The sequence below is a fragment of the Neoroseomonas oryzicola genome, from assembly GCF_012163135.1.
GTDB classification, from domain to species: domain Bacteria; phylum Pseudomonadota; class Alphaproteobacteria; order Acetobacterales; family Acetobacteraceae; genus Neoroseomonas; species Neoroseomonas oryzicola.
In genome coordinates this window covers 1110158-1133661 of record NZ_JAAVUP010000001.1, presented here as the reverse complement: position 1 = coordinate 1133661, position 23504 = coordinate 1110158, and the positions used below count along the sequence as shown (strand labels likewise).

General features: G+C 70.8%; 20 protein-coding genes. 10 read left to right on the top strand and 10 right to left on the bottom strand.

Annotation, left to right across the window (positions count from 1 at the left end; genetic code table 11):
• Nucleotides 1-25: 25 nt before the first annotated feature.
• The 5 genes from GWK15_RS05555 to fzlA all read left to right on the top strand — a co-directional run bounded on the left by GWK15_RS05555 (nt 26) and on the right by fzlA (nt 8526).
• On the top strand, nt 26-976 hold the full coding sequence (locus tag GWK15_RS05555) for a complex I NDUFA9 subunit family protein (protein ID WP_168039854.1): 951 nt from the start codon (nt 26-28) through the stop codon (nt 974-976).
• Nucleotides 977-1194: 218 nt separating this feature from the next.
• Entirely contained in the window at nt 1195-2634 is a 1440-nt protein-coding gene (locus GWK15_RS05550; RefSeq protein WP_168039852.1) for an NAD(P)-dependent oxidoreductase, read from the top strand.
• Nucleotides 2635-2639: 5 nt separating this feature from the next.
• Nucleotides 2640-7178, top strand: coding sequence for a glutamate synthase large subunit (gltB, locus tag GWK15_RS05545; protein WP_168039850.1), 4539 nt, complete (start codon nt 2640-2642; stop codon nt 7176-7178).
• Between the two features lie 124 nt (nt 7179-7302).
• Nucleotides 7303-7809: a hypothetical protein gene (locus tag GWK15_RS05540; RefSeq protein WP_168039848.1), complete on the top strand. Its 507-nt coding sequence runs from the start codon at nt 7303-7305 to the stop codon at nt 7807-7809.
• A 48-nt stretch (nt 7810-7857) separates the two neighbouring features.
• Nucleotides 7858-8526 carry an FtsZ-binding protein FzlA gene (fzlA, locus tag GWK15_RS05535; protein ID WP_168039846.1) on the top strand — a complete coding sequence of 223 codons (669 nt, stop codon included), beginning with the start codon at nt 7858-7860 and terminating at the stop codon, nt 8524-8526.
• A 14-nt stretch (nt 8527-8540) separates the two neighbouring features.
• On the opposite strand, the gene GWK15_RS05530 is transcribed toward fzlA, so the two are convergent.
• On the bottom strand, nt 8541-9362 hold the full coding sequence (locus GWK15_RS05530; RefSeq protein ID WP_168039844.1) for a tetratricopeptide repeat protein: 822 nt from the start codon (nt 9360-9362) through the stop codon (nt 8541-8543).
• Nucleotides 9363-9418: 56 nt separating this feature from the next.
• Between GWK15_RS05530 and GWK15_RS05525 the strand changes: the two genes are divergently transcribed.
• On the top strand, nt 9419-10294 hold the full coding sequence (locus GWK15_RS05525) for a Rossmann-fold NAD(P)-binding domain-containing protein (RefSeq protein WP_168039842.1): 876 nt from the start codon (nt 9419-9421) through the stop codon (nt 10292-10294).
• Here GWK15_RS05525 and GWK15_RS05520 read toward each other — a convergent pair.
• The 5 genes from GWK15_RS05520 to GWK15_RS05500 all read right to left on the bottom strand — a co-directional run bounded on the left by GWK15_RS05520 (nt 10247) and on the right by GWK15_RS05500 (nt 15388).
• Nucleotides 10247-10999 carry an alpha/beta hydrolase gene (locus tag GWK15_RS05520; protein ID WP_168039840.1) on the bottom strand — a complete coding sequence of 251 codons (753 nt, stop codon included), beginning with the start codon at nt 10997-10999 and terminating at the stop codon, nt 10247-10249. The genes GWK15_RS05525 and GWK15_RS05520 overlap by 48 nt on opposite strands.
• A 148-nt stretch (nt 11000-11147) precedes the next feature.
• A complete protein-coding gene (locus GWK15_RS05515; protein WP_168039838.1) occupies nt 11148-12314 on the bottom strand; it encodes a fumarylacetoacetate hydrolase family protein in 1167 nt (388 codons plus the stop codon).
• Between the two features lie 62 nt (nt 12315-12376).
• Nucleotides 12377-12862: a hypothetical protein gene (locus GWK15_RS05510; RefSeq protein ID WP_168039836.1), complete on the bottom strand. Its 486-nt coding sequence runs from the start codon at nt 12860-12862 to the stop codon at nt 12377-12379.
• Between the two features lie 45 nt (nt 12863-12907).
• Nucleotides 12908-14098, bottom strand: a complete 1191-nt coding sequence (locus GWK15_RS05505) for a patatin-like phospholipase family protein (RefSeq protein WP_168039834.1) — start codon at nt 14096-14098, stop codon at nt 12908-12910.
• A 66-nt stretch (nt 14099-14164) separates the two neighbouring features.
• Nucleotides 14165-15388, bottom strand: coding sequence for a patatin-like phospholipase family protein (locus GWK15_RS05500; protein ID WP_168039832.1), 1224 nt, complete (start codon nt 15386-15388; stop codon nt 14165-14167).
• A 107-nt stretch (nt 15389-15495) separates the two neighbouring features.
• On the opposite strand from GWK15_RS05500, the gene GWK15_RS05495 reads away from it, so the two are divergent.
• Both GWK15_RS05495 and GWK15_RS05490 read left to right on the top strand, forming a co-directional pair.
• Nucleotides 15496-16470 carry a tripartite tricarboxylate transporter substrate binding protein gene (locus GWK15_RS05495; RefSeq protein WP_168039830.1) on the top strand — a complete coding sequence of 325 codons (975 nt, stop codon included), beginning with the start codon at nt 15496-15498 and terminating at the stop codon, nt 16468-16470.
• Nucleotides 16467-17549: a malate/lactate/ureidoglycolate dehydrogenase gene (locus GWK15_RS05490; protein WP_168039828.1), complete on the top strand. Its 1083-nt coding sequence runs from the start codon at nt 16467-16469 to the stop codon at nt 17547-17549. The genes GWK15_RS05495 and GWK15_RS05490 overlap by 4 nt, the downstream gene beginning before the upstream one ends.
• A 15-nt stretch (nt 17550-17564) precedes the next feature.
• On the opposite strand, the gene GWK15_RS05485 is transcribed toward GWK15_RS05490, so the two are convergent.
• The 4 genes from GWK15_RS05485 to GWK15_RS05470 all read right to left on the bottom strand — a co-directional run bounded on the left by GWK15_RS05485 (nt 17565) and on the right by GWK15_RS05470 (nt 20984).
• Nucleotides 17565-18257 (bottom strand): hypothetical protein, encoded by a 693-nt coding sequence (locus GWK15_RS05485; RefSeq protein WP_168039826.1) that lies wholly within the window; start codon nt 18255-18257, stop codon nt 17565-17567.
• Nucleotides 18258-18349: 92 nt separating this feature from the next.
• On the bottom strand, nt 18350-19345 hold the full coding sequence (locus GWK15_RS05480) for a Bug family tripartite tricarboxylate transporter substrate binding protein (RefSeq protein WP_168039824.1): 996 nt from the start codon (nt 19343-19345) through the stop codon (nt 18350-18352).
• Nucleotides 19346-19424: 79 nt separating this feature from the next.
• Entirely contained in the window at nt 19425-20417 is a 993-nt protein-coding gene (locus GWK15_RS05475) for a Bug family tripartite tricarboxylate transporter substrate binding protein (RefSeq protein WP_168039822.1), read from the bottom strand.
• 87 nt (nt 20418-20504) lie between these two features.
• Nucleotides 20505-20984, bottom strand: a complete 480-nt coding sequence (locus GWK15_RS05470; protein ID WP_168039820.1) for an Lrp/AsnC family transcriptional regulator — start codon at nt 20982-20984, stop codon at nt 20505-20507.
• 146 nt (nt 20985-21130) lie between these two features.
• Here GWK15_RS05470 and trxB point away from each other — a divergent pair, with 146 nt between their 5' ends.
• Entirely contained in the window at nt 21131-22105 is a 975-nt protein-coding gene (gene trxB / locus GWK15_RS05465) for a thioredoxin-disulfide reductase (protein ID WP_168040282.1), read from the top strand.
• A complete protein-coding gene (locus tag GWK15_RS05460) occupies nt 22105-22998 on the top strand; it encodes a LysR family transcriptional regulator (protein WP_209441996.1) in 894 nt (297 codons plus the stop codon). Before trxB ends, GWK15_RS05460 begins: the two co-directional genes overlap by 1 nt.
• Nucleotides 22999-23504 lie beyond the last annotated feature (506 nt).

Sequence of the window (23504 nt, the reverse complement as noted above, 5' to 3'; positions counted from 1 at the left end):
AACAAGGAAATCGGGGGTGCTGACGATGGCGGGACGTCGTGTCGCGACGGTCTTCGGTGGTGCGGGATTCATCGGGCGTCACGTCGTGCAGCGATTCGCGCGCGCCGGCTTCATCGTGCGCGTCGCCGGGCGCGATACCGAGAAGGCGGCGCGGCTGCGCACGCTCGGCGATGTCGGGCAGGTGGTGCCCGTCTCGGCCTCGGTGACGGACGAGGCCTCGGCCGCGCGCGCCGTCGCCGGCGCCGAGGTGGTGGTGAACCTGGTCGGCATCCTGTTCGAGAAGAAGCCCGGCGACTTCGCGCGCATCCAGGCCGAGGGCGCAGGGCGCGTCGCGCGCCTCGCCGCGGCGGCCGGGGTGTCGCGGCTGGTGCATGTCTCGGCGATCGGCGCGGATGCCGACAGCGAGAGCCTCTATGCCCGCAGCAAGGCGGCAGGGGAGGCGGCGGTGCGCGCGGCCTTCCCGGCGGCCACGATCCTGCGCCCCTCGGTGGTGTTCGGGCCCGAGGACCAGTTCTTCAATCGCTTCGCGGCACTTGCGGCACTGCTGCCGGTGATGCCGGTGGTCGCCGGCGAGACGCGCTTCCAGCCGGTCTATGTCGGCGACGTCGCCGATGCCGTCTTCGCCGCAGCGACGCGCGCCGACGCGATGGGCAGGACCTACGAACTGGGCGGCCCGCGGGCGATGAGCATGCGGGACGTGCTGCGTTTCGTGTGCGAGCACGCGCATCGCAGCCGCTTCATGGTCGACCTGCCGCAGGGTTTCGTCGCGCTGCAGGCGCGGCTGGGGGAGATGCTGCCGACGCCGCCCCTGACCCGTGACCAGTTGATCCTGCTCGGGCGGGACAATCTGGTGGGCGAGGGAGCCCTGGGCCTGGCAGATCTCGGCATCGAGGCGAAGGCGGCGGAGGCGATCGCGCCGGCCTACCTGGCGCGCTACCGACCGGGGGGTCAGCGACAGCAACGACTTGCGGGCTGAAATGTCCGAATCGGACATAAGAACTGGGCAGTTCTCTCACGGAACATCGGTCCGGCGGGTGTGGAGACCATAATAGGGCAAAAAAACTGACCTATCGGTGCAGAAAGGACTCGCGCTGCCGGATTTGTTGCCTTATCTGACCCTCCGCCCCTGATGCAGCGCAGCATCCTTCATGCCTGCGCCCCGCCGGGGTCGACACAGTCCCGCGGGGGTTTCGCATGGCCGAGAAGATGCTCCAGTTCGTCCGCCTGCAGCAGCGGCAGCCGGACAAGCGCGACGCGTCCGAACGCCGCGCCGACTGGGGCGAGGTCTATCAGGCCTTCGCCGCCGATGCCGCGTCCCAGCAGGCCTCGCGTTGCTCGCAATGCGGCGTGCCCTTCTGCCAGGTGCACTGCCCGCTCAACAACAACATCCCCGACTGGCTGAAGCTGACGGCGGAAGGCCGGCTTGAGGAGGCCTACGAGGTCGCCGCCGGCACCAACACCTTCCCCGAGATCTGCGGCCGCGTCTGCCCGCAGGACCGCCTGTGCGAGGGCAACTGCGTCATCGAGAAGGGCTTCGACAGCGTCACCATCGGCGCCGTCGAGAAGTTCATCACCGACACCGCCTGGGAGAAGGGCTGGGTCAAGCCGCCGATGCCGGTGCGCGAGCGCCAGCAATCCGTCGGCATCATCGGCGCGGGCCCGGCCGGCATGGCCGCGGCGGAGCGCCTGCGGACGCTCGGCTACCAGGTGACGATCTACGACCGCCACGACCGCGCCGGCGGGCTGATGATCTACGGCATCCCGAACTTCAAGCTGGAGAAGGACATCGTCGTCCGCCGCTGGAAGCAGTACGTGATGGGCGGCATCCAGTTCCGCATGAACACCGCGGTCGGCAAGGACGTCACGCTGGGCGAACTGCGCCAGCGCCATGACGCGATCCTCGTCGCGACCGGCGTCTACAAGGCGCGCGACATCGACAACCCCGGCGCGGGCCTGCCCGGCGTCGTCGCCGCGCTCGACTACCTGATCGCGTCGAACCGCAAGGGCCTCGGCGACGACGTGCCCGATTTCGAGAGCGGCGCGCTGAACGCCGAGGGCAAGCATGTGGTCGTGGTCGGCGGCGGCGACACCGCAATGGACTGCGTGCGCACCGCGGTCCGCCAGGGTGCCGCTTCGGTGACCTGTCTCTATCGCCGCGACAAGGCGAACATGCCGGGCTCGATGCGCGAGGTGAAGAACGCCGAGGAAGAAGGCGTGCGCTTCGAATGGCTCGCGGCGCCGGAGGCCTTCTTCGGCGAGGGCAAGGTGGACGGCGTGCGCGCGCAGCGGATGCATCTCGGCCTGCCGGACGCGACCGGCCGCCAGCAGGTCGAACCGATCGCCGGGGCGCATTTCAACCTGCGTGCCGACCTGGTCATCAAGGCGCTCGGCTTCGACCCCGAGGACCTGCCCGCCGCCTTCGGCGAGCCCGAGCTCACGGTGACGCGCTGGGGCACGCTGAAGATCGACCACCGCACCATGATGACCGCGCTGCCCGGCGTGTTTGCCGCCGGCGACATCGTGCGCGGCGCCTCGCTCGTCGTCTGGGGCATCCGGGACGGGCGCGACGTCGCCGAGCAGATCCACCAGTTCATCCAGGCACGGGGCGCGGCCCCGGCCATGGCCGCGGAGTGACCGCCATGACGCAGCACGAGACCGGTTCCGCCTATGTCGAATCCTACGCGCGCGGCCGCGACCTGCTGGCCTCCGCGGCGCATATCGACCTGACCGAGCATGATGCCTGCGGGGTCGGCCTCGTCGCCGCCCTGAACGGCAAGCCGAGCCGCGAGGTGGTGCAGGCCGGCATCGACGCGCTGAAGGCGGTCTGGCACCGCGGCGCCGTGGATGCGGATGGCAAGACCGGCGACGGCGCCGGCATCCATGTCGAGATCCCGCAGGACCTCTTTGCCGAGGTGGTCGAACGCGGCGGCGACAAGCTGCGCCCGGGCCGCATCGCCGTCGGCATGGTCTTCCTGCCCAAGACCGACCTCGGCGCGCAGGAACGCTGCCGCCAGATCATCGAGACCGAGATCCTCAACGCCGGCTACAACATCTATGGCTGGCGCCAGGTGCCGATCAACGTCACCTGCATCGGCGAGAAGGCGAACGCGACCCGGCCCGAGATCGAGCAGATCCTGATCTGGGATCCCGAGCAGCGCGAGATCGCGACCGCCGAGCGCGACATGTACGTGATCCGCCGGCGCATCGAGAAGCAGGCGATCGCCGCGCAGATACCCGAGCTATACCTGTGCTCGCTGTCGGCGCGCTCGGTCATCTACAAGGGCATGTTCCTCGCGGAGAGCCTGACGGAGTTCTACCCGGACCTGCTCGATGCGCGCTTCGTGTCGCGCTTCGCGATCTACCACCAGCGCTACAGCACCAACACCTTCCCGACCTGGCGCCTGGCGCAGCCGTTCCGGATGCTCGCCCACAACGGCGAGATCAACACGCTGCACGGCAACGCCAACTGGATGAAGAGCCACGAGACGCGGCTCTCCCATCCGCTGCTCGATCCCTTCATGGACGATTTGAAGCCGATCGTGCAGGCGGGCGGCTCCGACACCGCGACGCTCGACAACGTCTTCGAGCTGCTGGTCCGTGGCGGGCGCGATGCGCCCATGGCCAAGGCCATGCTCATCCCCGAGAGCACCGGCAACAACGCGACCATGCCGGAGAACCACCGCGAGCTGTTCATGTACTGCAACGCGGTGATGGAACCCTGGGACGGCCCGGCGGCGATCGCTGCGACCGACGGCCGCTGGGTGGTCGCGGGCCTGGATCGCAACGGCCTGCGTCCGATGCGCTTCACCATCACCGATGGCGGGCTGCTGATCGTCGGCTCCGAGACCGGCATGGTGAAGGTGGCCGAGGATCGCGTGGTCCAGAAGGGTCGCGTCGGCCCGGGCCAGTGCATCGGCGTCGACCTCGAGGAAGGCGTCTTCTACGAGGACCGTGCGCTGAAGGACCTGCTCGCCGGCCGCAAGCCGTTCGGCAAGTGGACCGCGCGCACCACGCGCATCGACGAGATCGTGAAGGCCGAGGGCGACGAGCGCGCCCATTTCGCGGTCGAGGAACTGCGCCGCCGCCAGCTCGCGATGGGCTACACGCTCGAGGAGCTCGAGCAGATCCTCCATCCCATGGCCGAGGATGCGAACGAGGCGGTCGGCTCGATGGGCGACGACACGCCGATCGCGGTGCTGTCCACGCAGTATCGCGGCCTGCACCACTATTTCCGCCAGACCTTCAGCCAGGTGACCAACCCGCCCATCGACTCGCTGCGCGAGACGCGGGTGATGACGCTGAAGACGCGCCTCGGGAATCTCGGGAACATCCTCGACGAGGACCCAACCCAGTGCGACATGCTGATGCTGGACAGCCCGGTCCTGTCCAACGCGCAGTTCGAGGCGATGCGCGCCTATATGGGTGCGACCGTCTGCACGGTGGACTGCACCTGGCCGGTCGAGGAGGATGAGACCGGCCTGCGCCGCGCCATCGAGCGCATCCGCCGCGAGGCGGAGGAGGGCGTGCGCTCGGGCTGCGCCCACGTGATCCTGACCGATGAGGCGCAGGGCCAGGAGCGCGCCGCCATCCCGATGATCCTCGCGGTCGGCGCGGTCCAGACGCACCTGGTCAAGCACGGGCTGCGCACCTTCACCTCGCTCAATGTGCGCGCCGCCGAGTGCATGGACGTGCACTACTTCGCCGTGCTGATCGGCGCGGGGGCGACGACGGTCAACGCCTATCTCGCGCAGGAGAGCATCGCCGACCGCCACCGCCGCGGCCTGTTCGGCAATGTCGGCCTGGGGGACGCCGTCGCGAAGTACAAGAAGGCGGTGGACAAGGGCCTGCTGAAGGTGATGTCCAAGATGGGCATCGGCGTGCTGTCCTCCTACCGCGGCGGCATGAACTTCGAGGCGATCGGCCTGTCGCGCGCGCTGGTGGCGGAATTCTTCCCCGGCACGCCGTCGCGCATCTCCGGCATCGGCCTGTCGGGCATCGCGCGGCGCCTCCTCGCGCTGCACGAGAAGGCCTGGCAGGAAGGTGCGATCACCCTGCCGGTCGGCGGCCTGTACAAGCTGCGCCGGCGCGGCGAGGTGCACGCCTTCGACGGCAGCCTGATCCACACGCTGCAGAAGGCGGTCGAGACCGACAGCTACCAGACCTTCAAGCGTTATTCCGACGCGGTGCGGAAGCTGCCGCCCGTCGCGCTGCGCGACCTGCTCGACTTCCGGATGGAAGGCCGCACGCCGGTCACGCTCGAGGAAGTCGAGAGCATCACCGAGATCCGCAAGCGCCTCGTCGCGCCCGGCATCTCGCTCGGCGCGCTGAGCCCGGAAGCGCATGAGACGCTGTCGATCGCGATGAACCGCATCGGCGCGAAGTCGGACAGCGGCGAGGGCGGCGAGGATCCGTCGCGCGCCAAGCCGCGGTCGAACGGCGACAACGCCAATTCCGCCATCAAGCAGATCGCGTCGGGTCGCTTCGGCGTGACCGCGGAATACCTCAACAACTGCCGCGAGATCGAGATCAAGGTCGCCCAGGGTGCCAAGCCCGGCGAGGGCGGGCAGCTGCCCGGCTTCAAGGTGACCGGGCTGATCGCGAAGCTGCGGCATTCGACGCCGGGCGTGACGCTGATCTCGCCCCCGCCGCACCACGACATCTACTCGATCGAGGACCTGGCGCAGCTCATCTACGACCTCAAGCAGATCAACCCGGATGCATCGGTCTGCGTGAAGCTCGTGAGCCGTTCGGGCATCGGCACCATCGCCGCCGGCGTCGCCAAGGCGAAGGCGGATGCGATCCTGGTGTCCGGCCATTCGGGCGGCACCGGCGCCTCGCCGCAATCCTCCATCAAGTATGCCGGGCTGCCGTGGGAGATGGGCCTTTCCGAGACCCACCAGGTGCTGCTGCTGAACCGGCTGCGCCACCGCGTGAAGCTGCGCACCGATGGCGGCATCAAGACCGGGCGCGACGTGGTGATCGCGGCGATGCTGGGGGCCGAGGAATTCGGCATCGGCACCGCCTCGCTCGTGGCCATGGGCTGCATCATGGTCCGCCAGTGCCACTCCAACACCTGCCCCGTCGGCGTCTGCGTGCAGGACGAAGCCCTGCGCCAGAAGTTCACCGGCACGCCGGAGAAGGTGATCAACCTCTTCTCCTTCGTGGCGGAGGAGGTGCGCGAGATCCTCGCCTCGCTCGGCTTCCGGAAGCTCACGGACATCATCGGGCGGACCGATCTGCTGCAGCAGGTCAGCCGCGGGTCGGAGGACCTCGACGACCTCGACCTCAACCCGCTGCTGGTGCAGGCCGATGCCGGCCCGCATGCCGCCTATTGCACCCTCGAAGGCCGCAACGAGGTGCCGGAGACGCTGGACGCGGAGATGATCCGCGACGCCGACGCTCTGTTCCGCCACGGCGAGAAGATGCAACTGCAGTACAACATCCGGAACACGCATCGTGCGATCGGCACCAAGGTGTCGTCCCGCATCACGCGCCAGTTCGGGATGAGCGGCCTGCAGCCCGGCCATCTCAGCGTCCGGCTGCGCGGGTCCGCCGGCCAGTCGCTCGGCGCCTTCGGCGTGCGGGGCCTCAAGCTGGAAGTCTTCGGCGACGCCAACGACTATGTCGGCAAGGGCCTGTCTGGCGCGACCATCGTGGTGCGCCCGGCGCCGTCCTCGCCGCTGGTGTGGAACGAGAACACGATCATCGGCAACACCTGCCTCTATGGCGCGACGGCCGGTGAGCTGTTTGCCGCCGGCCAGGCGGGCGAGCGCTTCGCGGTGCGCAATTCCGGCGCCACCGCGGTGGTCGAGGGCTGCGGCGCCAATGGCTGCGAGTACATGACCGGCGGCACGGTCGTGATCCTCGGCGCCGTGGGCGACAATTTCGGCGCCGGCTTCACCGGCGGCCACGCCTTCGTCTACGACGCCGACGACAATTTCGAACTGCGCGTCAATCCGGACACGTTGGTCTGGAACCGCGTCTCCCACCCGCATTGGGAAGGTGTGCTGTGCGACCTGATCGCCCGGCATGTCGCGGAGACCGGCAGCCGCTTCGCCGCCCGCCTGCTGAACGAATGGGCGACCGAGCGTGGCCGCTTCTGGCATGTCGTGCCGAAGGAATACGTGAAGTACCTGCCGGTGCCGATGCGCGATGCGGACGCCGTCGCCGCCGAGTGATCCTGCGCACGCCGCCCGGTGAATCGCTTCACCGGGCGGCGGCCGCCCACCTTCCGTCCGCATGTCCTGCCTGTCATGTTCCGTCCGTGACGCCGGCCTCCCGGACGGACGAAAGGAGCAGCGCATGCGTTTCCTGGCCCTGGCCCTTGCGGCCGTCCTCGCCCTTTCGGCGCCGGCCTCGGCGCAGGTCCGCGACATCGCGGCGGTCAATGGCTGGCGCGCCTATGTCGCGCAGACCGAGAACGGGCCGCTCTGCGGCATGGGGACGGATGCCAACCGCCTCGGCCGCTTCTTCTGGATCAAGGTGGAGCGGATGCAGGGCAACCTGCACGGCTTCGTCCAGGTGGGCGACCGCAGCTGGAACGTTCGCCAGGCCGCGACGGGGCGCATCGTCATCGCGATCGACAGCCGCCGCGCGGAGCTCAACTACCACGGCACCAGCCGCGCCGACATGATCGAGGCCTCCTACCAGGGTGCCTTCCAGAACTTCATGAACTTCGTCGAGGCCTTCGCCCTCGGGTTGCGGATGCAGGTGCTGTTCCCCGGCGAGAACGTCACGCCCTGGTCGGCCGACCTGCGCGGGACGCGCGCGGTGACCGAGGCCTTCCTCGCCTGCGCCAGGCGAATCTGACCGCGAGGCTTTGCGCGATGCGGGGCCGGATGGCATAAGCCCCGCATCGTGAGGCTGCTGTTCCACCTTCCCCTCTCGCCCTTCTCCCGCAAGGTCCGTCTCGCCCTGGCGGAGAAGCGCATTCCCTTCGACCTGCGCATCGAGCGCGTGTGGGAACGGCGCGACGATTTCCTGGCCATGAACCCCGCCTGCACCGTGCCCGTGCTGCAGGAGGACAACGGCCTCACCATCCCGGATTCCTACGCGATCTGCGAATACCTCGATGAGGCCTATCCGGACACGCCGCTGCTCGGCCGGACCTTGGCCGAGCGCGTCGAGGTGCGGCGCCTGGTCGCCTGGTTCGACGGCAAGTTCCACGCCGAGGTCGGCATGAACCTGCTCTACGAAAAGCAGTTCAAGCGGGCCATGGGGCGCGGCAATCCGGATGCGTCCTCGATCCGCGCGGGCTACGCCAATCTCAAGCCGCACCTCGCCTATCTCGGCTGGCTGGCCGAGACGCGGCCCTGGCTGGCGGGGCCGATGCTCTCGCTTGCCGACCTCGCGGCGGCGGCGCATCTCTCGGCCCTCGACTACATCGGCGACATCGACTGGTCGCTGAGCGAGGGGGCGAAGGACTGGTATGCGAGGGTGAAGTCGCGCCCGTCCTTCCGGCCGCTGCTGGCGGACCGGGTCAGCGGCCTCGAGCCGCCGGATCACTACGCCAACCTCGATTTCTGAGCCCCCCGCGGGGATCAGCGCTGGGCGGGGCCCGCCTCGATCAGCGCCATGTTCTGCGCGGCGAGGTCGGCCGTCGGGCCGTCGGGCGCGAGTTCGATCACCCGTTCCCAATCCGACCGCGCACCGCTTGCATCGCCCTGGATCTGGCGGATGACCCCGCGCTCCAGCAGCGCCTCGACATTGTCGGGCTCGAGCCGCAGGGCCTGCGCCACGCTTTCCGCGGCCGGGCCCACGCGGTCCAGCCGCCGCAGGGCGGAGGCGCGCAGCACCCAGGATTCGGCGTTCGATCCATCGGCCGCGACGGCGTGGTCGAGGTCGTCCAGTGCCTCGGACGGGCGATCGAGCGCCAGCAGGGCGACCGCGCGCGCCGTGAGCAACTGGGCGTCGGCCGGCACCAGGGCGAGGGCGAGGGTCAGCGCCGCATGGGCACGTTGCGGCTTGCCGGCGGCGGTCCAGGCCTCGCCGGCCTGGCCGAAGACGGCGGCACGGGCGGCGATTCCGGCCTGGCTGCGCGCGGCGATGCGTTCCAGCGCCTCGGCCGCGCGTTCCGCCTCACCCAGCGACAGGGCCGCGAGCGCCGCGCAATGCGCCGCCGATTCGCCGCCGCCGTCCATGCCCCAGGAATCGGCGAAGCGCCGCGCGCCTTCGGGATCGTCTTCGAGCATGTCGAGGCAGCGTTCGTATTCCGGCGCGTCCGACAGGCGCGGCGGTTCGGGCGGGGTGGGCAGCATTTCCGCCGGGCCGCGCCCCGACAGCCACCACCACGCGCCGCCGCCGCCGGCGACGAGCGCCAACGCCGCGACACCTGCGAGCAGGAGGCGTGTGAGGGGGGGCATCCCCACAATCTAGCCGTGCGGCGGGGTGCATGCCAGATGAGCAGCGGAGGGTCCGTATGCTTCTCGTTGCGGGACTGGGATATGCGGGCCGGGCGGTGGCCCGGTTGGCGGCGGAATCAGGCTGGGAGGTGGCCGGGACGGCGCGCGACCCGGCGGCCGCGGTACCCCTGCCGGGCGTGGCCGTGCTGCCCTTCGCGGAAGCCGCGGGCGCGATCGGCCGGGCCAGCCACCTCCTCGTCACCGCGGCGCCGGGGGAGGGCGGGGATCCGGTCCTCGCCGCGCATGGGGCGGCGCTGGAAGCCGCGCTCGCGGCCGGGACGCTGCGCTGGCTGGGCTACCTGTCCACCACGGGCGTCTACGGCGACCGCGGCGGCGGCGTGGTCGAGGAGGCGACGCCCCCCGCGCCCGGTCAGGCGCGATCCGTCCGGCGGCTCGAGGCCGAGGAGGCCTGGCGGCGCCGCGTCGCCGGCCGCGCCGCGCTCGACATCTTCCGCGTCGGCGGGATCTACGGGCCGGGCCGATCGGCCTTCGACGACCTGCGCGCCGGGACGGCACGCTGCGTGGTGAAGCCGGGGCACGCCTTCTCCCGCATCCATCGCGACGACATCGCGCTGGCGGTCTGCGCCGCGATCCGCCAGGACCTGCCGCCGGGCGTCCGCGTGCTGCACCTGGTGGACGACGAGGCGGCGGAAAGCGCCGTCGTCACCGCCCACGCCGCGCGTCTGCTCGGCGTCCCGCCGCCGCCCGCCATTCCGTTCGAGGAAGCCCGTGCGCGCATGTCGCCCATGGCGCTGTCCTTCTGGGCGGAGAACCGGCAAGTGACGAACACGGCCACCAAGGCCGCGCTCGGCATCGCCTGGCGCCATCCGACCTATCGGGAGGGCCTAGCGGCCATCCTCGCGGAGGAGGGGCGCGAGGGTCTCGCCGAGTAGCGCGAGGTCCTGCGGGCGGGAGAGCCGATGGTCCCCGTCCTTGATCAGGTGGACGCGCACCTCGCCGCCCGTCACCGCCTCCGCGATGCGCAGCGCGTGCCGCCACGGCACGTCCGGATCCTGCTGGCCCTGCAGGATGCGAACCGGCGCCTCCAGCGCGATCGGGGCGCGCAGCAGCAGGTGGCTGCGGCCGTCCTCGATCAGCGCGCGGGTGATGGGGTAGGGGTCGCCATACGCGCTCGGGCGGTGCCAGACGCCGTCGCGCTCGATCATCGCGCGCTGGTCGGGCGTGAACTCGGCCCACATCAGGTCCTCGGTGAAGTCGGGCGCCGGCGCGATGCCGACCAGCGCGCGGATCGCCACGCGCCGCGCCAGCAGCAGCGCGATCCATCCGCCCATCGAGGATCCCACCAGCACCTGTGGGCCCTCCGTCAGCGCCGTGACCACGTGCGCGGCATCCTCGGCCCAGCGGCCGATGGTCCCGTCCACGAAGCGGCCGCCGGAGGCGCCATGGCCCGAGTAGTCGAAGCGCAGGAAGGGCGTGCCGCGGGCCTCGCACCAGCCGGCGAGGAATTCCGCCTTGCTGCCGGTCATGTCGGAGTTGAAGCCGCCGAGGAAGACCACGCCGGGTCCGCGGCCGGACAGGCGCCGCCAGGCGAGGGGGACGCCGTCGCCGCGGTCGATCGTGCCGTGTTCTTCCTTCATCGCGTCGGACTCCTGGGGAGGGCTTCGCCCTCCCCATACCCCACCCACCAAAGGCCGAAAGGCCTTTGGAAACCAGTACCGGGTGCCGGCGTCATGTGACGCGCTGGCCTATTGGCGGGGAGGTGCGGAGGGGCGGTGCCCCGCCGCCTCACGGCCGCGGCAGGCCCCGCCGCACCAGGGACGCGAACAACGCCCCGGTCCCGAAGGCCCAGGGCGGGCATTCGTCGGTCCGGTCCACCTCGTTCACCAGCGCGCCGAGCCGCGGGGAGGCGATCCGCACCGTGTCGCCCTCCTTGTGCGTGAACCCCATGCCGGGCGCGCCGCGATCCTTCGACGGCGAGAAGGGCGTGCCGAGATACAGCACCGCCCCGTCCGGATACTGATGGTGCGCGCCGATCATCTGCGCCACCAGGTCCGTCGGATCGCGACTGATCGAACCGACTGCGCCGCGCTCGTCCAGCGTGAAGCCGTCGCGGCCGGAGATGGTCAGCGCGATCTCGGCGCGGCGGATGTCCTCGAGCGAGAAGCCGTCGTCGAACAGCCGGATCATCGGGCCCAGCGCGGCGGAGGCGTTGTTGTCCTTCGCGCGGCCGAGCAGCAGCGCCGAACGGCCTTCCACGTCGCGCAGGTTGACGTCGTTGCCAAGCGTCGCCCCCTGGATGCGGCCGCGGCTGTTCACCACCATCACCGCCTCGGGCTCCGGGTTCGACCAGGCGGAGTTCGGATGCACGCCGATCTTCGATCCGACGCCGACCGGGGCCATGGGCGGGCATTTCGTGAAGATCTCGGCATCGGCGCCGATGCCGACCTCGAGGTACTGGCTCCACCACCCCTTGGCGACCAGAGCTTCCTTGACGCGCATCGCCTCGGCGCTGCCGGGGACGAGGTTCGCGAGGTCGTCGCCGATGATGCCGCGCACCTCGACCCGCACGGCGGCGGCAAGCGAGGCGTCGCCGCGGCAGCGCTCCTCGATCACTCGTTCGAGCATGGATCGCACATAGGTCACGCCGGCGGCCTTCACCGCCTGCAGGTCGATCGGCGCGAGCAGCCAGGGCTTGGACGGATCGCGCGCGTCATGCGCCGAATTCGCGAGCAGCGCGTCGAGGTCGATGGCGAGCGGCGCGCCGCGCTGGCGGATCGCCGCGACCGGGTGCTCCTCCTCCATCCAGCGGGACATGGTGCCGAAGGCGCAGGTCATGTCGAAGGCCGCGCCGCCGAGGAAGCCGACGATGCACGGCCCATCGGCCGTCATGATGCGCGCCGCGAAGGCGCCCTTGCCGAAATCCTCCGGCAGGCAGGAGCGGTCCAGCCGCATGCGTCTCTCTCCCCGTTCCGGCGCACAGGCTGGCCGGGCCGGGGGAGGCTGCCAAGGGGGGGTCAGCAGGCCGGGCGCAGGGTGGCGGCTTCAGGCCCCAGGCCGCGGGCGCGACGCCAGGCGTCATGCCGGCGGCGGATGGCGCTGGCGAGCAGGGCGGGTTCGCGCGATGCCGCGGCGGCGATGGTCGCGGCGTCGGGCGCGCCGCTCGGCGCGACGCCGAGCTCCTCCTGCAGGTCGGACAGCGCCTGCATGGTCCCGGCCTCGGCCGCATAGGCGAAGAGGGCGAGGTCCGGCCCCGCCGCGAGACGGCCGGCGCCGAGCGGCGCCCAGACCATCTGCTGGAGAATCCGCGCTGCACCGTCCGCCCCGAGGCGGCGCAGCGCGGTCTCGTCGGCGGGCCCCCCGACCCAGACCGAGAGAAGGCCGAGCCCGATGCCGTGGGCCGAGGGCCCCTCGAACAGCGGGTCGTAGGGAAGGAAGGGGCCGCGCGCGGCCATGACGGCGGCGGCGCAGGCGTCGAAGCGGTCCATTGCGGCGGGCGACATGCGCCACCCTGGCGCCCGAAAGGTGAAGGAAGGATTAGCGCCGCTTCAGGCCGGCAGCATGTCCTTCCAGGGATAGCCGACCTCGGCCTTGGCGAAGCCGTAGGTGAACAGGGCGCGCAGATAGGCCGGATCGAAGGGCTCGGATTCCTCGGCGGTGAAGTCGTCCTCGATGTTCGCGAGGCGAAAGCCGATGCCGTGGCGCATCGCCGAGACCTGGATGCGGTAGATGTCGTTGACCCCCGCGGCGCCGATCAGCGTCGAGATGGCGCGCTCCGCGATCGAGACGGCGCGGCGGCGCACCGGCCCGCCGCTCTGCGTCAGCCGCGCGTTGCGCACGATGTAGGCGGTGACCGAGGGCGGGGTGAGGCCGAGGCGGATGCGTTCCATCCGCGTGTCTCCGAGCGCGGGCGGGTAGAGATAGGCCTGGGCGTAGGTGCCGCCGTCGACATGCATCTCCTGGTAGGGGCGGCCGTCCACCGTCACGTCGATCATCACCGGCGGGAAGATGCCGGGGATGGAAGCGGAGGCGAGCAGGATCTGGCGCACCAGGTCGAGCGCGCGCGGATGGCCGCTGTCGGCGATGGCGCCGATGTTCCAGCCCACCGGGCGCTGCGCGTCGAGGTTCGTCGTCCCGATCACGAGTTGCGCGCCATTGCGGTAGCGCTGGGCGATCTCGGCGAGCAGCCCGGCGTCCATGTGGCGTGCGATGGTGCGCGCGAGCGGCGCGCTGTCGGCCACCGCATCGTCGGTCAGCGCGGCGAGGAAGCCGCGCTGCGTCAGCACGTCGGCGGCCGTGATCTCGGTGTAGGCGGCGCGCAGCTGGTCGTCGCGATGCGGCCCGGCGAAGACCAGCGGCGCGGTCAGCGCGCCGGTGCTGATGCCGGTGACGAGGGCGAAGCGTGGCCGCGTGCCGTTCTTCGTCCAGCCGCAGGCGAGGCCGGCGCCGAAGGCCCCGTTCTCGCCGCCGCCCGAGAAGGCGATGATGTGCGCCGGCGGCAGCGGGTCGCGCGGGCCGAGGCCGAAGGCGCGGCGCTGGCGGCGGCCGGCATCGTTGAATTCCTCGACGATGCGGGGCACGTCGGCGGCGTCCGCGACGCAGAAGCGTTCGTTGGGCAGTCCCAGCACCTGGGCGTTGCGCACCCGGTCGCCCGGCACGGGGTCGTGCTGGCGCGGCAGCGTGCATCCTGCCAGGGCGCCGGCGGCACCCGCCAGGGCCGCGCGTCGCGCAAGGATCATTCCTGGGCCGGTCCGTCGCATGGGGCGGAGACTATCCCGCGCCGCCCGCCGCGGTGAAGCGCGCCGTCAGAGCGGCGGCTGCTTCGCCCAGTCGTAGCCCTGCCGGGCGCGCTCGAAGGCGAAATTGAACAGTTCGCGCATGTAGGTCTGCTCGAAGGGCTGGGTGTAGGTGGCGGTGAAGTCGCGGCCGATGAACGCCAGGTTGTAGTCCACGCCGTCGCGCTGGCAGGAATTGTAGATGCGGAGGACGTCGTTCAGGCCGCTCGCCGCGATCATGGTCGAGATGGCGCGCCCGGCGATGGTCAGGGTGCGCCGGTCGACCGAGGCCCAGTCGGGATCGAGCCGCCCGTTGCGCAGGATGTAGGCGGTGGCGGGCACCAGGCGCTGGCCGCGCTGCGCGCGGGCGCGCCGCGCCTCCCCGACCTGGCGGGGATAGAGGAAGACCTGCGCGAAGGCGCCGCCGTCGACATGCATCTCCTGACGGGTCTCGCCATCCACCGTCACGTCGATCATCACCGGTGGGAAGGCGCCCGGGATCGCCGCGGAGGCGAGCAGCAGCCGGCGCACCAGGTCGAGCGCGCCGGGATGGCCGCTCGCCGCGATGGCGCCGATGTTCCACACCACCGGCACCTGCGCGTCGAGGTTGGTCGACCCGACGAAGAGCAGGCGGCCCTGTTCGTAGCCGCGCGCGATCGCCGCGAGCATCCGTTCGTCGAGGTGTCGGGAGATGGTGCGGAACAGCGGTTCGTTGTCCGCCAACGCATCGTGGAACACCGCGGACAGCAGCCCGCGGCTGCGCAGCACGTCGTCGGGCGTGATGTCGGTGTAGACGGATTTGAGCTGCGGATCCCATTCGGACCCGAGGAAGGCGAAGGGCGCGGTCAGCGCGCCGGTCGACACGCCGGTCACGAGCTCGAATTCCGGCCGGTCGCCCCGGGCGCTCCAGCCGCACAGCAGGCCGGCGCCGAAGGCCCCGTTCTCGCCCCCGCCCGAGACGCCGAGAAGGTCGTAGCGGGGCATCTGGTCGATGCGACGCAGGCCGAGATGGCGCAGGCGGCGTTCGGCCGCGGCCCTGAACTCGCGCTCGATGGCCAAGCCGGCGGAACCCGGTTCGCCCGCGAAGACGAAGCGTTCATTGGGGATGCCGAGGACCGAGGCCGCGGCCGCGCGGCCGCTGGGCACGGCGGGCAGGCGCTCGGGCGTGGCGCAGGCGGCGGTGCCGCCCAGCGCGGCCAGGCTGGCGAGCTTCAGAACATCGCGGCGCGCGCCACCGGTTCGCTGCTTCGTCACGCTTGGGTCTCCGATCGGCGGGTGTTCGCGGGCTTCTAGCGCGCCTGCCCTTGCCGCCCAAGGCGCCCGGCGTCCAATGTGACGTCAAAGCAATCCGGAGGATCGCCATGACCACCCGCCGCGCCGCCCTCGGCGCCCTTGCCGCTGCCGGCACGCTCGCGCTGCCGCGCCTCGCCCGCGCTGCCTGGCCCGCGGACCGCCCGATCGAGGTAATCGTGCCCTATCCGCCCGGCGGCGGGGTGGACACCATGGCGCGGATGGTGCTGCCGGCCGTGCAGGCCAAGCTGCCCGGCGCGCGGTTCGTCGTGGTGAACCGCGCCGGCGCGGGAGGTCAGCTCGGCTGGGAGGCTGCCTTCAGCGCGGCGCCGGATGGCTTCACCCTGGCCGCGACCAGCGTTCCCGCGCTCGTCACCTACCCGATGGAGCGTCAGGTCCGCTACCGGCCGCTCGAATTCACCTTCATCGCGAATGTCGTGGACGATCCGGGCGGGCTGTTCGTGGCGGCGAATTCGCCGCTGCGCACGCTCGCCGACCTGATCGCCGCGGCGAAGGCGCAGCCGGGGGCGCTGTCCTACGGCACGACGGGCATCGGGTCGGACGATCACCTGCTGGTCATTGCGCTTGAGGACAAGGCCGGCATGCCGCCCATGACGCATGTCCCCTTCAATGGCATGGCGCCGCTGTCCACCGCGCTGGTCGGCGGCCACCTGCAAGTCGGCGCCTTCAACATGAGCGAGAGCCTCGCGTTGCTGCGCGACGGGCGCATCCGCTCCCTCGGCCAGGCAGCGGCCACGCGCTGGTCGGGGACGCCGGAGGTCCCGACCTTCCGCGAGCAGGGCCAGGACCTCATCAGCGGCGCGACACGCGGCATCGTGGCGCCGCCCGGCCTGCCCGCCGAGATCACTGCGCGCCTGACCACCGCCTTCCGCGACGCGATGGCCGAGGCGGGCTTCGTCGCCGAGGCGAACCGCATGGGCCTGCCACTGTCCCCGCGCATCGGAGCCGACTACCGCGCCGATGTCGCAGCACTCGAGACGGAACTCCGCGGCCTGTGGCAGCGCCGCCCGTGGAAGGAATCATGAGCGAGGCGGCGACGCTGCATGTCGAGGCCGGCGCGCTCGAGGGCTTCGTGCGCGCCATCGTGGCGGGGACCGGCAGCACGCGGCAGGAGGCCGAGGAGGTCGCGGCGCATCTGCTCGAAGCCAACCTGCAGGGCCATGACAGCCACGGCATCATGCTGCTGCCGCGTTACGTGCAGCATGTGCGCGAGGGCAAGCTGAACCCGAACGCCGCGCCGGAGCCGGTGCGGCAGGAGGCCTCGCTGGCGCTGTTCGACGGCCGGATGGGCTACGGCCAGCATGTCGGGCGCATCGCCATGGACTGGGCGATCGAGGCCGCGCGGCAGCACGGCCATGCTGTGATGGGGCTGCGCAACGTCCACCACATCGGGCGCGTCGGCACCTATGGCGAGCAGGCGGCGCGGGCGGGGATGATCTCCGTCCACTTCGTCAACGGCGTGTCGGGGCCGCCGGCGGTCGCCCCCTTCGGCGGGTCGGCGGCGCGGCTGTCGACCAACCCGGTCTGCATCACCATCCCGCCGGCGGACCCGGACGGGCAGCCGCTGGTGCTGGATTTCGCGACCTCGGCGATCGCGCTCGGCAAGTGCCGGGTCGCGTTCAATGCAGGCCGCGCGGTGCCGGGCGGCGCGCTGGTGGATGCGAGCGGACAGCCGACCAACGATCCGGGCGTGCTCTATCGCGGGGAACCACGCGGGGCGCTGCTCTCCTTCGGGGCGCACAAGGGCTATGGGCTGGCGCTGGTGTGCGAACTGCTGGCGGGCGCGCTGCTCGGCGGTGCGACGGCCTGGCGGCCGGAGATGCGCGACCGCGGCATCGTCAATTCCTGGCTCGCCTTCGTGCTGGACCCGGCGCGCTTCGGCGACATTGAGGCGTTCCGGGCGGAACTCGCGGCCGTGATCGCCGATGTGAAGTCCTCCCCGGCCGCGGACCCGGACAGCCCGGTGCTGGTCGCGGGCGAGAAGGAGCGCATCACCAAGGCGCGGCGTCTTGCGACCGGCGTGCCGGTGGATGCGAACACCTGGTCGATGCTGGTCGACGCCGCGCGGGGCCTCGGCATCAACGAGGTTCCCGAGGCCAGGTGACCCGCGGCCCCGTGGTCAGATGCGGGACAGCGCCTTGTTGGTGAAGTTACGGGTCAGTGGGTTCACCTCATGGACGTAGCAGGACCAGCCGGTGGCCGTCCGCTCGCCCCAGACGAAGGCCGGGATCTGGTAGTCGCCGCGCGCAAGCCGATGGGTGAGCGTGAAGCCGCGTTCCGAAGCGATGTTGATCGCTTCCTTGTCCTTGCGGACGTTGTTGGTGTTCCGGTCCTCGCCATCGGAGTTGAGGTTGCCGTGGAAGGCGAGCAGGCGGTGGCCAGGCTTGGCGGCGATGTAGATGTTGCAGCCGGTGAGCGGCCCGGTCAGGAACAGGGTCGCGTGGTTGGACATCTTGGTGAGCGTGCAGCGGTCCTCCTGCCAGGGCAGGAAGCAGACGCGTTCGGTTCCTTGGCCGCCCTCGGTCACCCGGATCAGCGGCAGACCGGGCATGTCGCGGACTGCGGTCATGATCGTCGCCGTCAGGCGCCGCTTGCCTGTCCGAAGGAACTCGATGCCGCGGGAACCGCAGGTCGCACGATCGAAGGTCTCATTGGTGAGCGCGGTCGAGCCTCGCTCCGACAGCAACTCGGCGTGCAGCAGGCAGGCGTGGGTGCGGATGTAGCCGGCCGGGTCCCCGGCGAACAGCGCAGCATGGGCATGCGGTGTTTCTAACGCGGCGCCCCCCGTGGGCGCCGAGACGGTGATGGACATCGCTTTACCCCCCCCTGCTCGGATGCGACCGTTGCGAAGCTTAGTCGAAACGAAATCGTAGCGATAAGCGCAAACGGTGCTGGCAGGCAACTTCAGTCCACGCGTGCGCCGGAGGCGCGGATCAGCGGCGCGAAGGCCGCCTCGTTCTGCGCGCGGAAATCGGCGAGCCCTTCGGGCGTCGTCCACCACGGCGTCGCGCCGTTCTCGCGGAAGCGCTGCTGCAGATCCGGACTTTCGAGGGCCTGCTTGGTCAGCGCGTTCATGCGGTCGACGATCGGGCGCGGGATGCCGGCGGGGCCCTGCACGCCGCCCCAGGAGGTGATCTCGAAGCCCGGCAGGAATTCCGCCATGGCCGGGATCTCGGGCGCCATGGGGCTGCGCTGCGCGCCGGTCACGGCCAGCGCCCGGACCTTGCCGTCGCGCGCTTCCGCGAGCGCCTGGGGGATGTTGTCGAAGATCATGTGCACGCGCCCGCCGATCAGGTCGATATGGGCTGGCGCGCCGCCGCGATAGGGCACGTGCAGGATGTCGAGCCCCGCCATGTGCTTGAACATCTCGCCCGAGAGATGGACCGTCGTTCCCGAGCCCGAGGAGGCATAGGCGTAGCGCCCTGGATTGGCGCGCAGCAGCGCGATCAGCTCGGGCACGGTGCGCGCCGGCACGTCGTTGTTCACGACGAGCAGGTTGGGCAGCTGCCACAGCCCCGAGATGAAGGTGAAGTCGTGCCGCACGTCGAAGGGCAGCCGCGCATAGAGCGTGGGCGCGATCGAGAGCGAGGAGACCGAGGCGAGGCCGATCGTCATGCCGTCCGGGTTGGAGCGCGCGATGGCTTCGGTGCCCACGTTGCCGGCGCTGCCGGAGCGGTTCTCGACGACGAATTGCTGGCCGGTGATCTCGCCCATCTTGGCGCACCAGAGGCGCGAGAGGATGTCGGTTCCGCCGCCGGGCGGGAAGATGCCGATGAAGCGGACCGGGCCGGTCGGCCAGAGGCCCTGGGCAAGGGCCGGCGTGGCGAGGGCAGCGGTGGCGGCGGCGAGCAGCGCGCGGCGTCCGAGGACGGACGGGCGGTGGTTTGGCGGCGTGGTCATGAACGCGTCTCCCTGGCGGCCTTGGATGGCCTTGCGGTCATCGGAGGCGCGGCGGGGGCGGTCCGTCAAGCGCGGCGCGTCATTCGACCACGGCGCCGGAGGCGCGGATGAGCGGGGCGAAGCGGGCCTCGTTGTCGCGGCGGAAATCGGCGAGCTGCCGGGGCGTGGTCCACCAGACCTCGGCGCCGCCTTCCTCGAAGCGGCGGCGGACGAGGGGCGCGTTCAGCGCCTCCCGCCCGAGCTCCGCCGCGCGGGCGACGATCGCGGGCGGGATGCCGGCCGGGCCGCAGACGCCACCCCAGGAGTTGATCTCGTAGCCCGGCAGGAACTCCGTCATGGCTGGTACGTCCGGGGCCTGCGGGCTCCGTGCCGCACCGGTGGTCGCGAGGCCGCGCACCTTGCCTTCGCGGTGCAGTCGGCTCGCTTCGGGGAAGTTGCCGAACACCATGTCGACGCGGCCGCCGAGCAGGTCGGCATAGGCCGGCCCGCCGCCGCGATAGGGGACGTGGAGGATGTTCACCCCGGCCATCTGCTTGAACATCTCGCCGGCGATGTGGAGCGTGGTGCCGGCGCCGGAACTGGCGAAGGTGTAGCGGCCGGGATCGGCGCGGCAGAGCGCGATGAGCTCGGGAATGCTGCGCGCCGGCAGGTCCGGCCGCACCACCAGCAGGTTCGGCAGCTGCCACAGGCCGCAGATGAAGGTGAAGTCGCGCTCCACGTCGAAGGGCAGGCGCCGGTAGAGCGTCGGCGCGATCGCCATGGAGGAGACCGAGGCGAGGCCGATGGTCAGTCCGTCCGGCGCCGCGCGCGCGATCGCCTCGGTGCCGACATTGCCGCCCGACCCGCCGCGGTTGTCGACGACGAAGGACTGGCCGGTGATCTCCGTCATGCGCTGGCACCAGACGCGGCTGAGAAGGTCGGTCGAGCCGCCGGGGGGAAAGATGCAGATGTAGCGGATGGAGGCGGGCGGCCAGACGGGCTGCGCAAGGGCGGGCCGGGCGAGGAGCGGCGCCGCGGCCGCGGCGATCAGGGCACGGCGCGACGCCCGCGCCGCGCGGTCGGTCTCGTCCATCGGTTTCCATCCCCGTCGTCCCGGCTGGCCCGGGTTCGGGGGATATGCCAGGGCATGGGAGGGCGGCGCGTCAAGCGCGGCGTGGCATCACCCGATCGGCACCCCCGCCGCATCCTTCGCCGTCCTGATGGTCTGCAGCGTCTGCACCCGCAGCACGGACGGCGCATTGGTCAGCCGGGCGGTCAGCTCGTTCTCATGGGCCGTGTCGCGCGCCACGAGGCGCAGCAGGAAGTCGCCGCCGCCGCGGATCATGTGGCACTCGCGGACCTCGGGCCAGGAGGTCGCCAGCGCCTCGAAGGCGTCGAGGACGGCCTGCTTCTGCGATTCGAGGCCGACCAGGGCGAAGAAGGTGATCTCCCAGCCCAGCGCCACCGGGTCGATGTCGGCATGGTAGCCGCGGATCACCCCCGCTTCCTCGAGCCGGCGGACGCGCCGCAGGCAGGGGGGGGCCGAGAGGTTCACCCGTCGCGCCAGCTCGACATTCGTCATCCGCCCATCCCCCTGCAGCTCGGCGAGGATGTTGCGGTCGACGGAATCGAGGTCCGTATCGTCGTGGTCGCGGGGCATGGATCGGGAATCGCTTGTTTCGTTGCCGTATAGCGCAGGTCCGCGCAATATCATTGCACGGGACGGCAGTATCAAGGCACCGGGTTGTGACTGGCGCAGGTCTGCCCGATATCGGACGCATTGCAACTGAGTTGGGACTCCGCACCGTGGCCGAGACGCATCGCACCCGCCTCCTGATCATCGGCGCCGGCCCGGCGGGGTACACGGCCGCGATCTATGCGGCGCGCGCGGGTCTCGCGCCGCTGGTCGTCGCGGGGCTCCAGCCCGGCGGGCAGCTGACCATCACCACGGATGTCGAGAACTATCCTGGCTTCGCCGAGGCCATCCAGGGCCCCTGGCTGATGGAACAGATGCAGAAGCAGGCCGAGCATGTCGGCGCGCGCGTGCTTCACGACATCATCACCTCGGTCGACCTGTCGCGCCGGCCGTTCCGCGCCACGGGCGATTCGGGCGACGCGTACGAGGCGGAAGCGGTGGTCATCGCGACCGGGGCGCAGGCGAAGTGGCTCGGCATCCCGGGCGAGAAGGAACTGGGCGGCTTCGGCGTCTCGGCCTGCGCGACCTGCGACGGCTTCTTCTACCGCGGCAAGGACGTGGCCGTGATCGGCGGCGGCAATTCGGCGACCGAGGAAGCGCTCTACCTCGCGAACCTCGCGAAGCATGTGACGCTGATCCATCGGCGCGATTCGCTGAAGTCCGAGAAGATCCTGCAGAAGCGGCTCTTCGCGAAGCCGAACGTGACGGTGCTGTGGGACACGGTGACCGAGGCGGTGCTGGCCGATCCTTCGGGCCGGGTGCCGGTCGCGCGTGGCCTCGCGCTGCGCCATGCGAAGACCGGCGAGCGCAGCGAGCTCAAGGTCGACGGCGTCTTCGTGGCCATCGGCCATGCGCCGGCGACCGCGCTGTTCCAGGGGCAGGTGGAGATGGACGGGGAGGGCTACATCGTGACGGTGCCGGGCACCACGCGCACCTCCGTCCCCGGCGTCTTCGCCGCGGGCGACGTGCAGGACAAGGTCTACCGCCAGGCGGTCACCGCCGCCGGCACCGGCTGCATGGCGGCGCTCGAGGCGGAGAAGTACCTCGCCGTCCTCGACGCCGAGACAGAGCAAGCGGCCGCCTGATGCCGATCGACTGGGACAAGCTCCGCGTCTTCCACGCGGTCGCCGAGGCGGGATCCTTCACCCATGCGGGGGAGACGCTGAACCTCAGCCAGTCGGCGGTCTCGCGCCAGATCCAGGCGCTCGAGGAAGCGCTGACGGTCCCGTTGTTCCACCGCCATGCGCGCGGCCTGATCCTGACCGAGCAGGGGGAGACGCTGAACCGCACCGTGCGGGAGGTCTTCGCCAAGCTCGCGATGACCGAGGCATTGCTGACCGAGAGCCGGGAACGCCCCGCGGGGCGGCTGAAGGTCACGACCACGACGGGCTTCGGCAGCGCCTGGCTCGCGCCCAGGTTGCGTCGGATGATCGACCTGCATCCGGAGATCAGCGTCACCCTGCTGCTGGACGATTCGGACCTCGACCTCGCGATGCGCGAGGCGGATGTCGCGATCCGCATGCATCCGCCGCGGCAGCCGGACCTGATCCAGCGGCATATCGCGACCTTCGGCTGGAAGGTCTGCGGATCGGCCAGCTACCTGAAGGCGACCGGGATCCCTCAGCGGGTCGAGGACCTCGATGCCCACAGGCTGATCGTCTACGGCGACTACCGGCCGCCAATCGACAACATCAACTGGCTGGCCGAGGCCGGCCGCCGGCCCGGGACGCCGCGGCGCGCGGCGATCGAGATCAATTCGCTGCCCGGCATGATCGAGGCGGTGCGCAGCGGGCTCGGGCTGGCGGCCCTGCCGGACTACGTCAGCGACCAGCTAACCGACCTGGTGCAGGTGCTCCCCGGCGTGAAGTGCCCGCGGATCGAATCCTTCTTCGTCTATCCGGAGGAAATGCGCCATTCGAAGCGGGTGGCCGTGTTCCGGGACTTCCTGGTGGCGGAACTGGCCGGCGCGGGCGTCTGAGGGGCGTCTCCGCCGCGGGCCGCGGGGGGGGGGGGGGCTTGCATCCGCGGAGGCCAGGCGCCGTCGCGAGCGGGTTCCTGGCCGCTCGCGCGGTCCCTGACGCCGTCAATGCGCTGGGTTACGGATCGATAACGAAAAGCCATGCACACCTCGCATGGCCGGGTGTCCGATATCGAGAAACACGCATGCGCCGGGACCGGTATGTTTTGCGTGTTCGATGACTTGATCGAACGGGGTCCTTTGGATCCCTCGTCTCCCAGACGTGAAGCCTCCCTGTTGACTAGGCCTGGAAAACTTCGGTTTTCCGGGCCTTTCTTTTTCACAGGCGCGTGATCGTTTCGCATTCTATTGCGGCCGGGACTTGCGTTCGTATCGCGGTTGCGTCCGGTCGGAACGATGCCCGGAAGGCGCGTGGCGCCGCGGCATTCCTGCATCGGCAGGTTGTCCCCGTCCGCGCCGCCGAGGCGTCGGGAACTGCCTTGGTCCTTTCGCAATTGTGCGGCATG

Coding starts and splice junctions, on each gene's coding strand:
- GWK15_RS05555 (WP_168039854.1), top strand. CDS start 26: ATGGCGGGACGTCGTGTCGCGACGGTCTTCGGTGGTGCGGGATTCATC.
- GWK15_RS05550 (WP_168039852.1), top strand. CDS start 1,195: ATGGCCGAGAAGATGCTCCAGTTCGTCCGCCTGCAGCAGCGGCAGCCG.
- gltB (WP_168039850.1), top strand. CDS start 2,640: ATGACGCAGCACGAGACCGGTTCCGCCTATGTCGAATCCTACGCGCGC.
- GWK15_RS05540 (WP_168039848.1), top strand. CDS start 7,303: ATGCGTTTCCTGGCCCTGGCCCTTGCGGCCGTCCTCGCCCTTTCGGCG.
- GWK15_RS05530 (WP_168039844.1), bottom strand. CDS start 9,362: ATGCCCCCCCTCACACGCCTCCTGCTCGCAGGTGTCGCGGCGTTGGCG.
- GWK15_RS05525 (WP_168039842.1), top strand. CDS start 9,419: ATGCTTCTCGTTGCGGGACTGGGATATGCGGGCCGGGCGGTGGCCCGG.
- GWK15_RS05520 (WP_168039840.1), bottom strand. CDS start 10,999: ATGAAGGAAGAACACGGCACGATCGACCGCGGCGACGGCGTCCCCCTC.
- GWK15_RS05515 (WP_168039838.1), bottom strand. CDS start 12,314: ATGCGGCTGGACCGCTCCTGCCTGCCGGAGGATTTCGGCAAGGGCGCC.
- GWK15_RS05510 (WP_168039836.1), bottom strand. CDS start 12,862: ATGTCGCCCGCCGCAATGGACCGCTTCGACGCCTGCGCCGCCGCCGTC.
- GWK15_RS05505 (WP_168039834.1), bottom strand. CDS start 14,098: ATGATCCTTGCGCGACGCGCGGCCCTGGCGGGTGCCGCCGGCGCCCTG.
- GWK15_RS05495 (WP_168039830.1), top strand. CDS start 15,496: ATGACCACCCGCCGCGCCGCCCTCGGCGCCCTTGCCGCTGCCGGCACG.
- GWK15_RS05490 (WP_168039828.1), top strand. CDS start 16,467: ATGAGCGAGGCGGCGACGCTGCATGTCGAGGCCGGCGCGCTCGAGGGC.
- GWK15_RS05485 (WP_168039826.1), bottom strand. CDS start 18,257: ATGTCCATCACCGTCTCGGCGCCCACGGGGGGCGCCGCGTTAGAAACA.
- GWK15_RS05480 (WP_168039824.1), bottom strand. CDS start 19,345: ATGACCACGCCGCCAAACCACCGCCCGTCCGTCCTCGGACGCCGCGCG.
- GWK15_RS05475 (WP_168039822.1), bottom strand. CDS start 20,417: ATGGACGAGACCGACCGCGCGGCGCGGGCGTCGCGCCGTGCCCTGATC.
- GWK15_RS05470 (WP_168039820.1), bottom strand. CDS start 20,984: ATGCCCCGCGACCACGACGATACGGACCTCGATTCCGTCGACCGCAAC.
- GWK15_RS05460 (WP_209441996.1), top strand. CDS start 22,105: ATGCCGATCGACTGGGACAAGCTCCGCGTCTTCCACGCGGTCGCCGAG.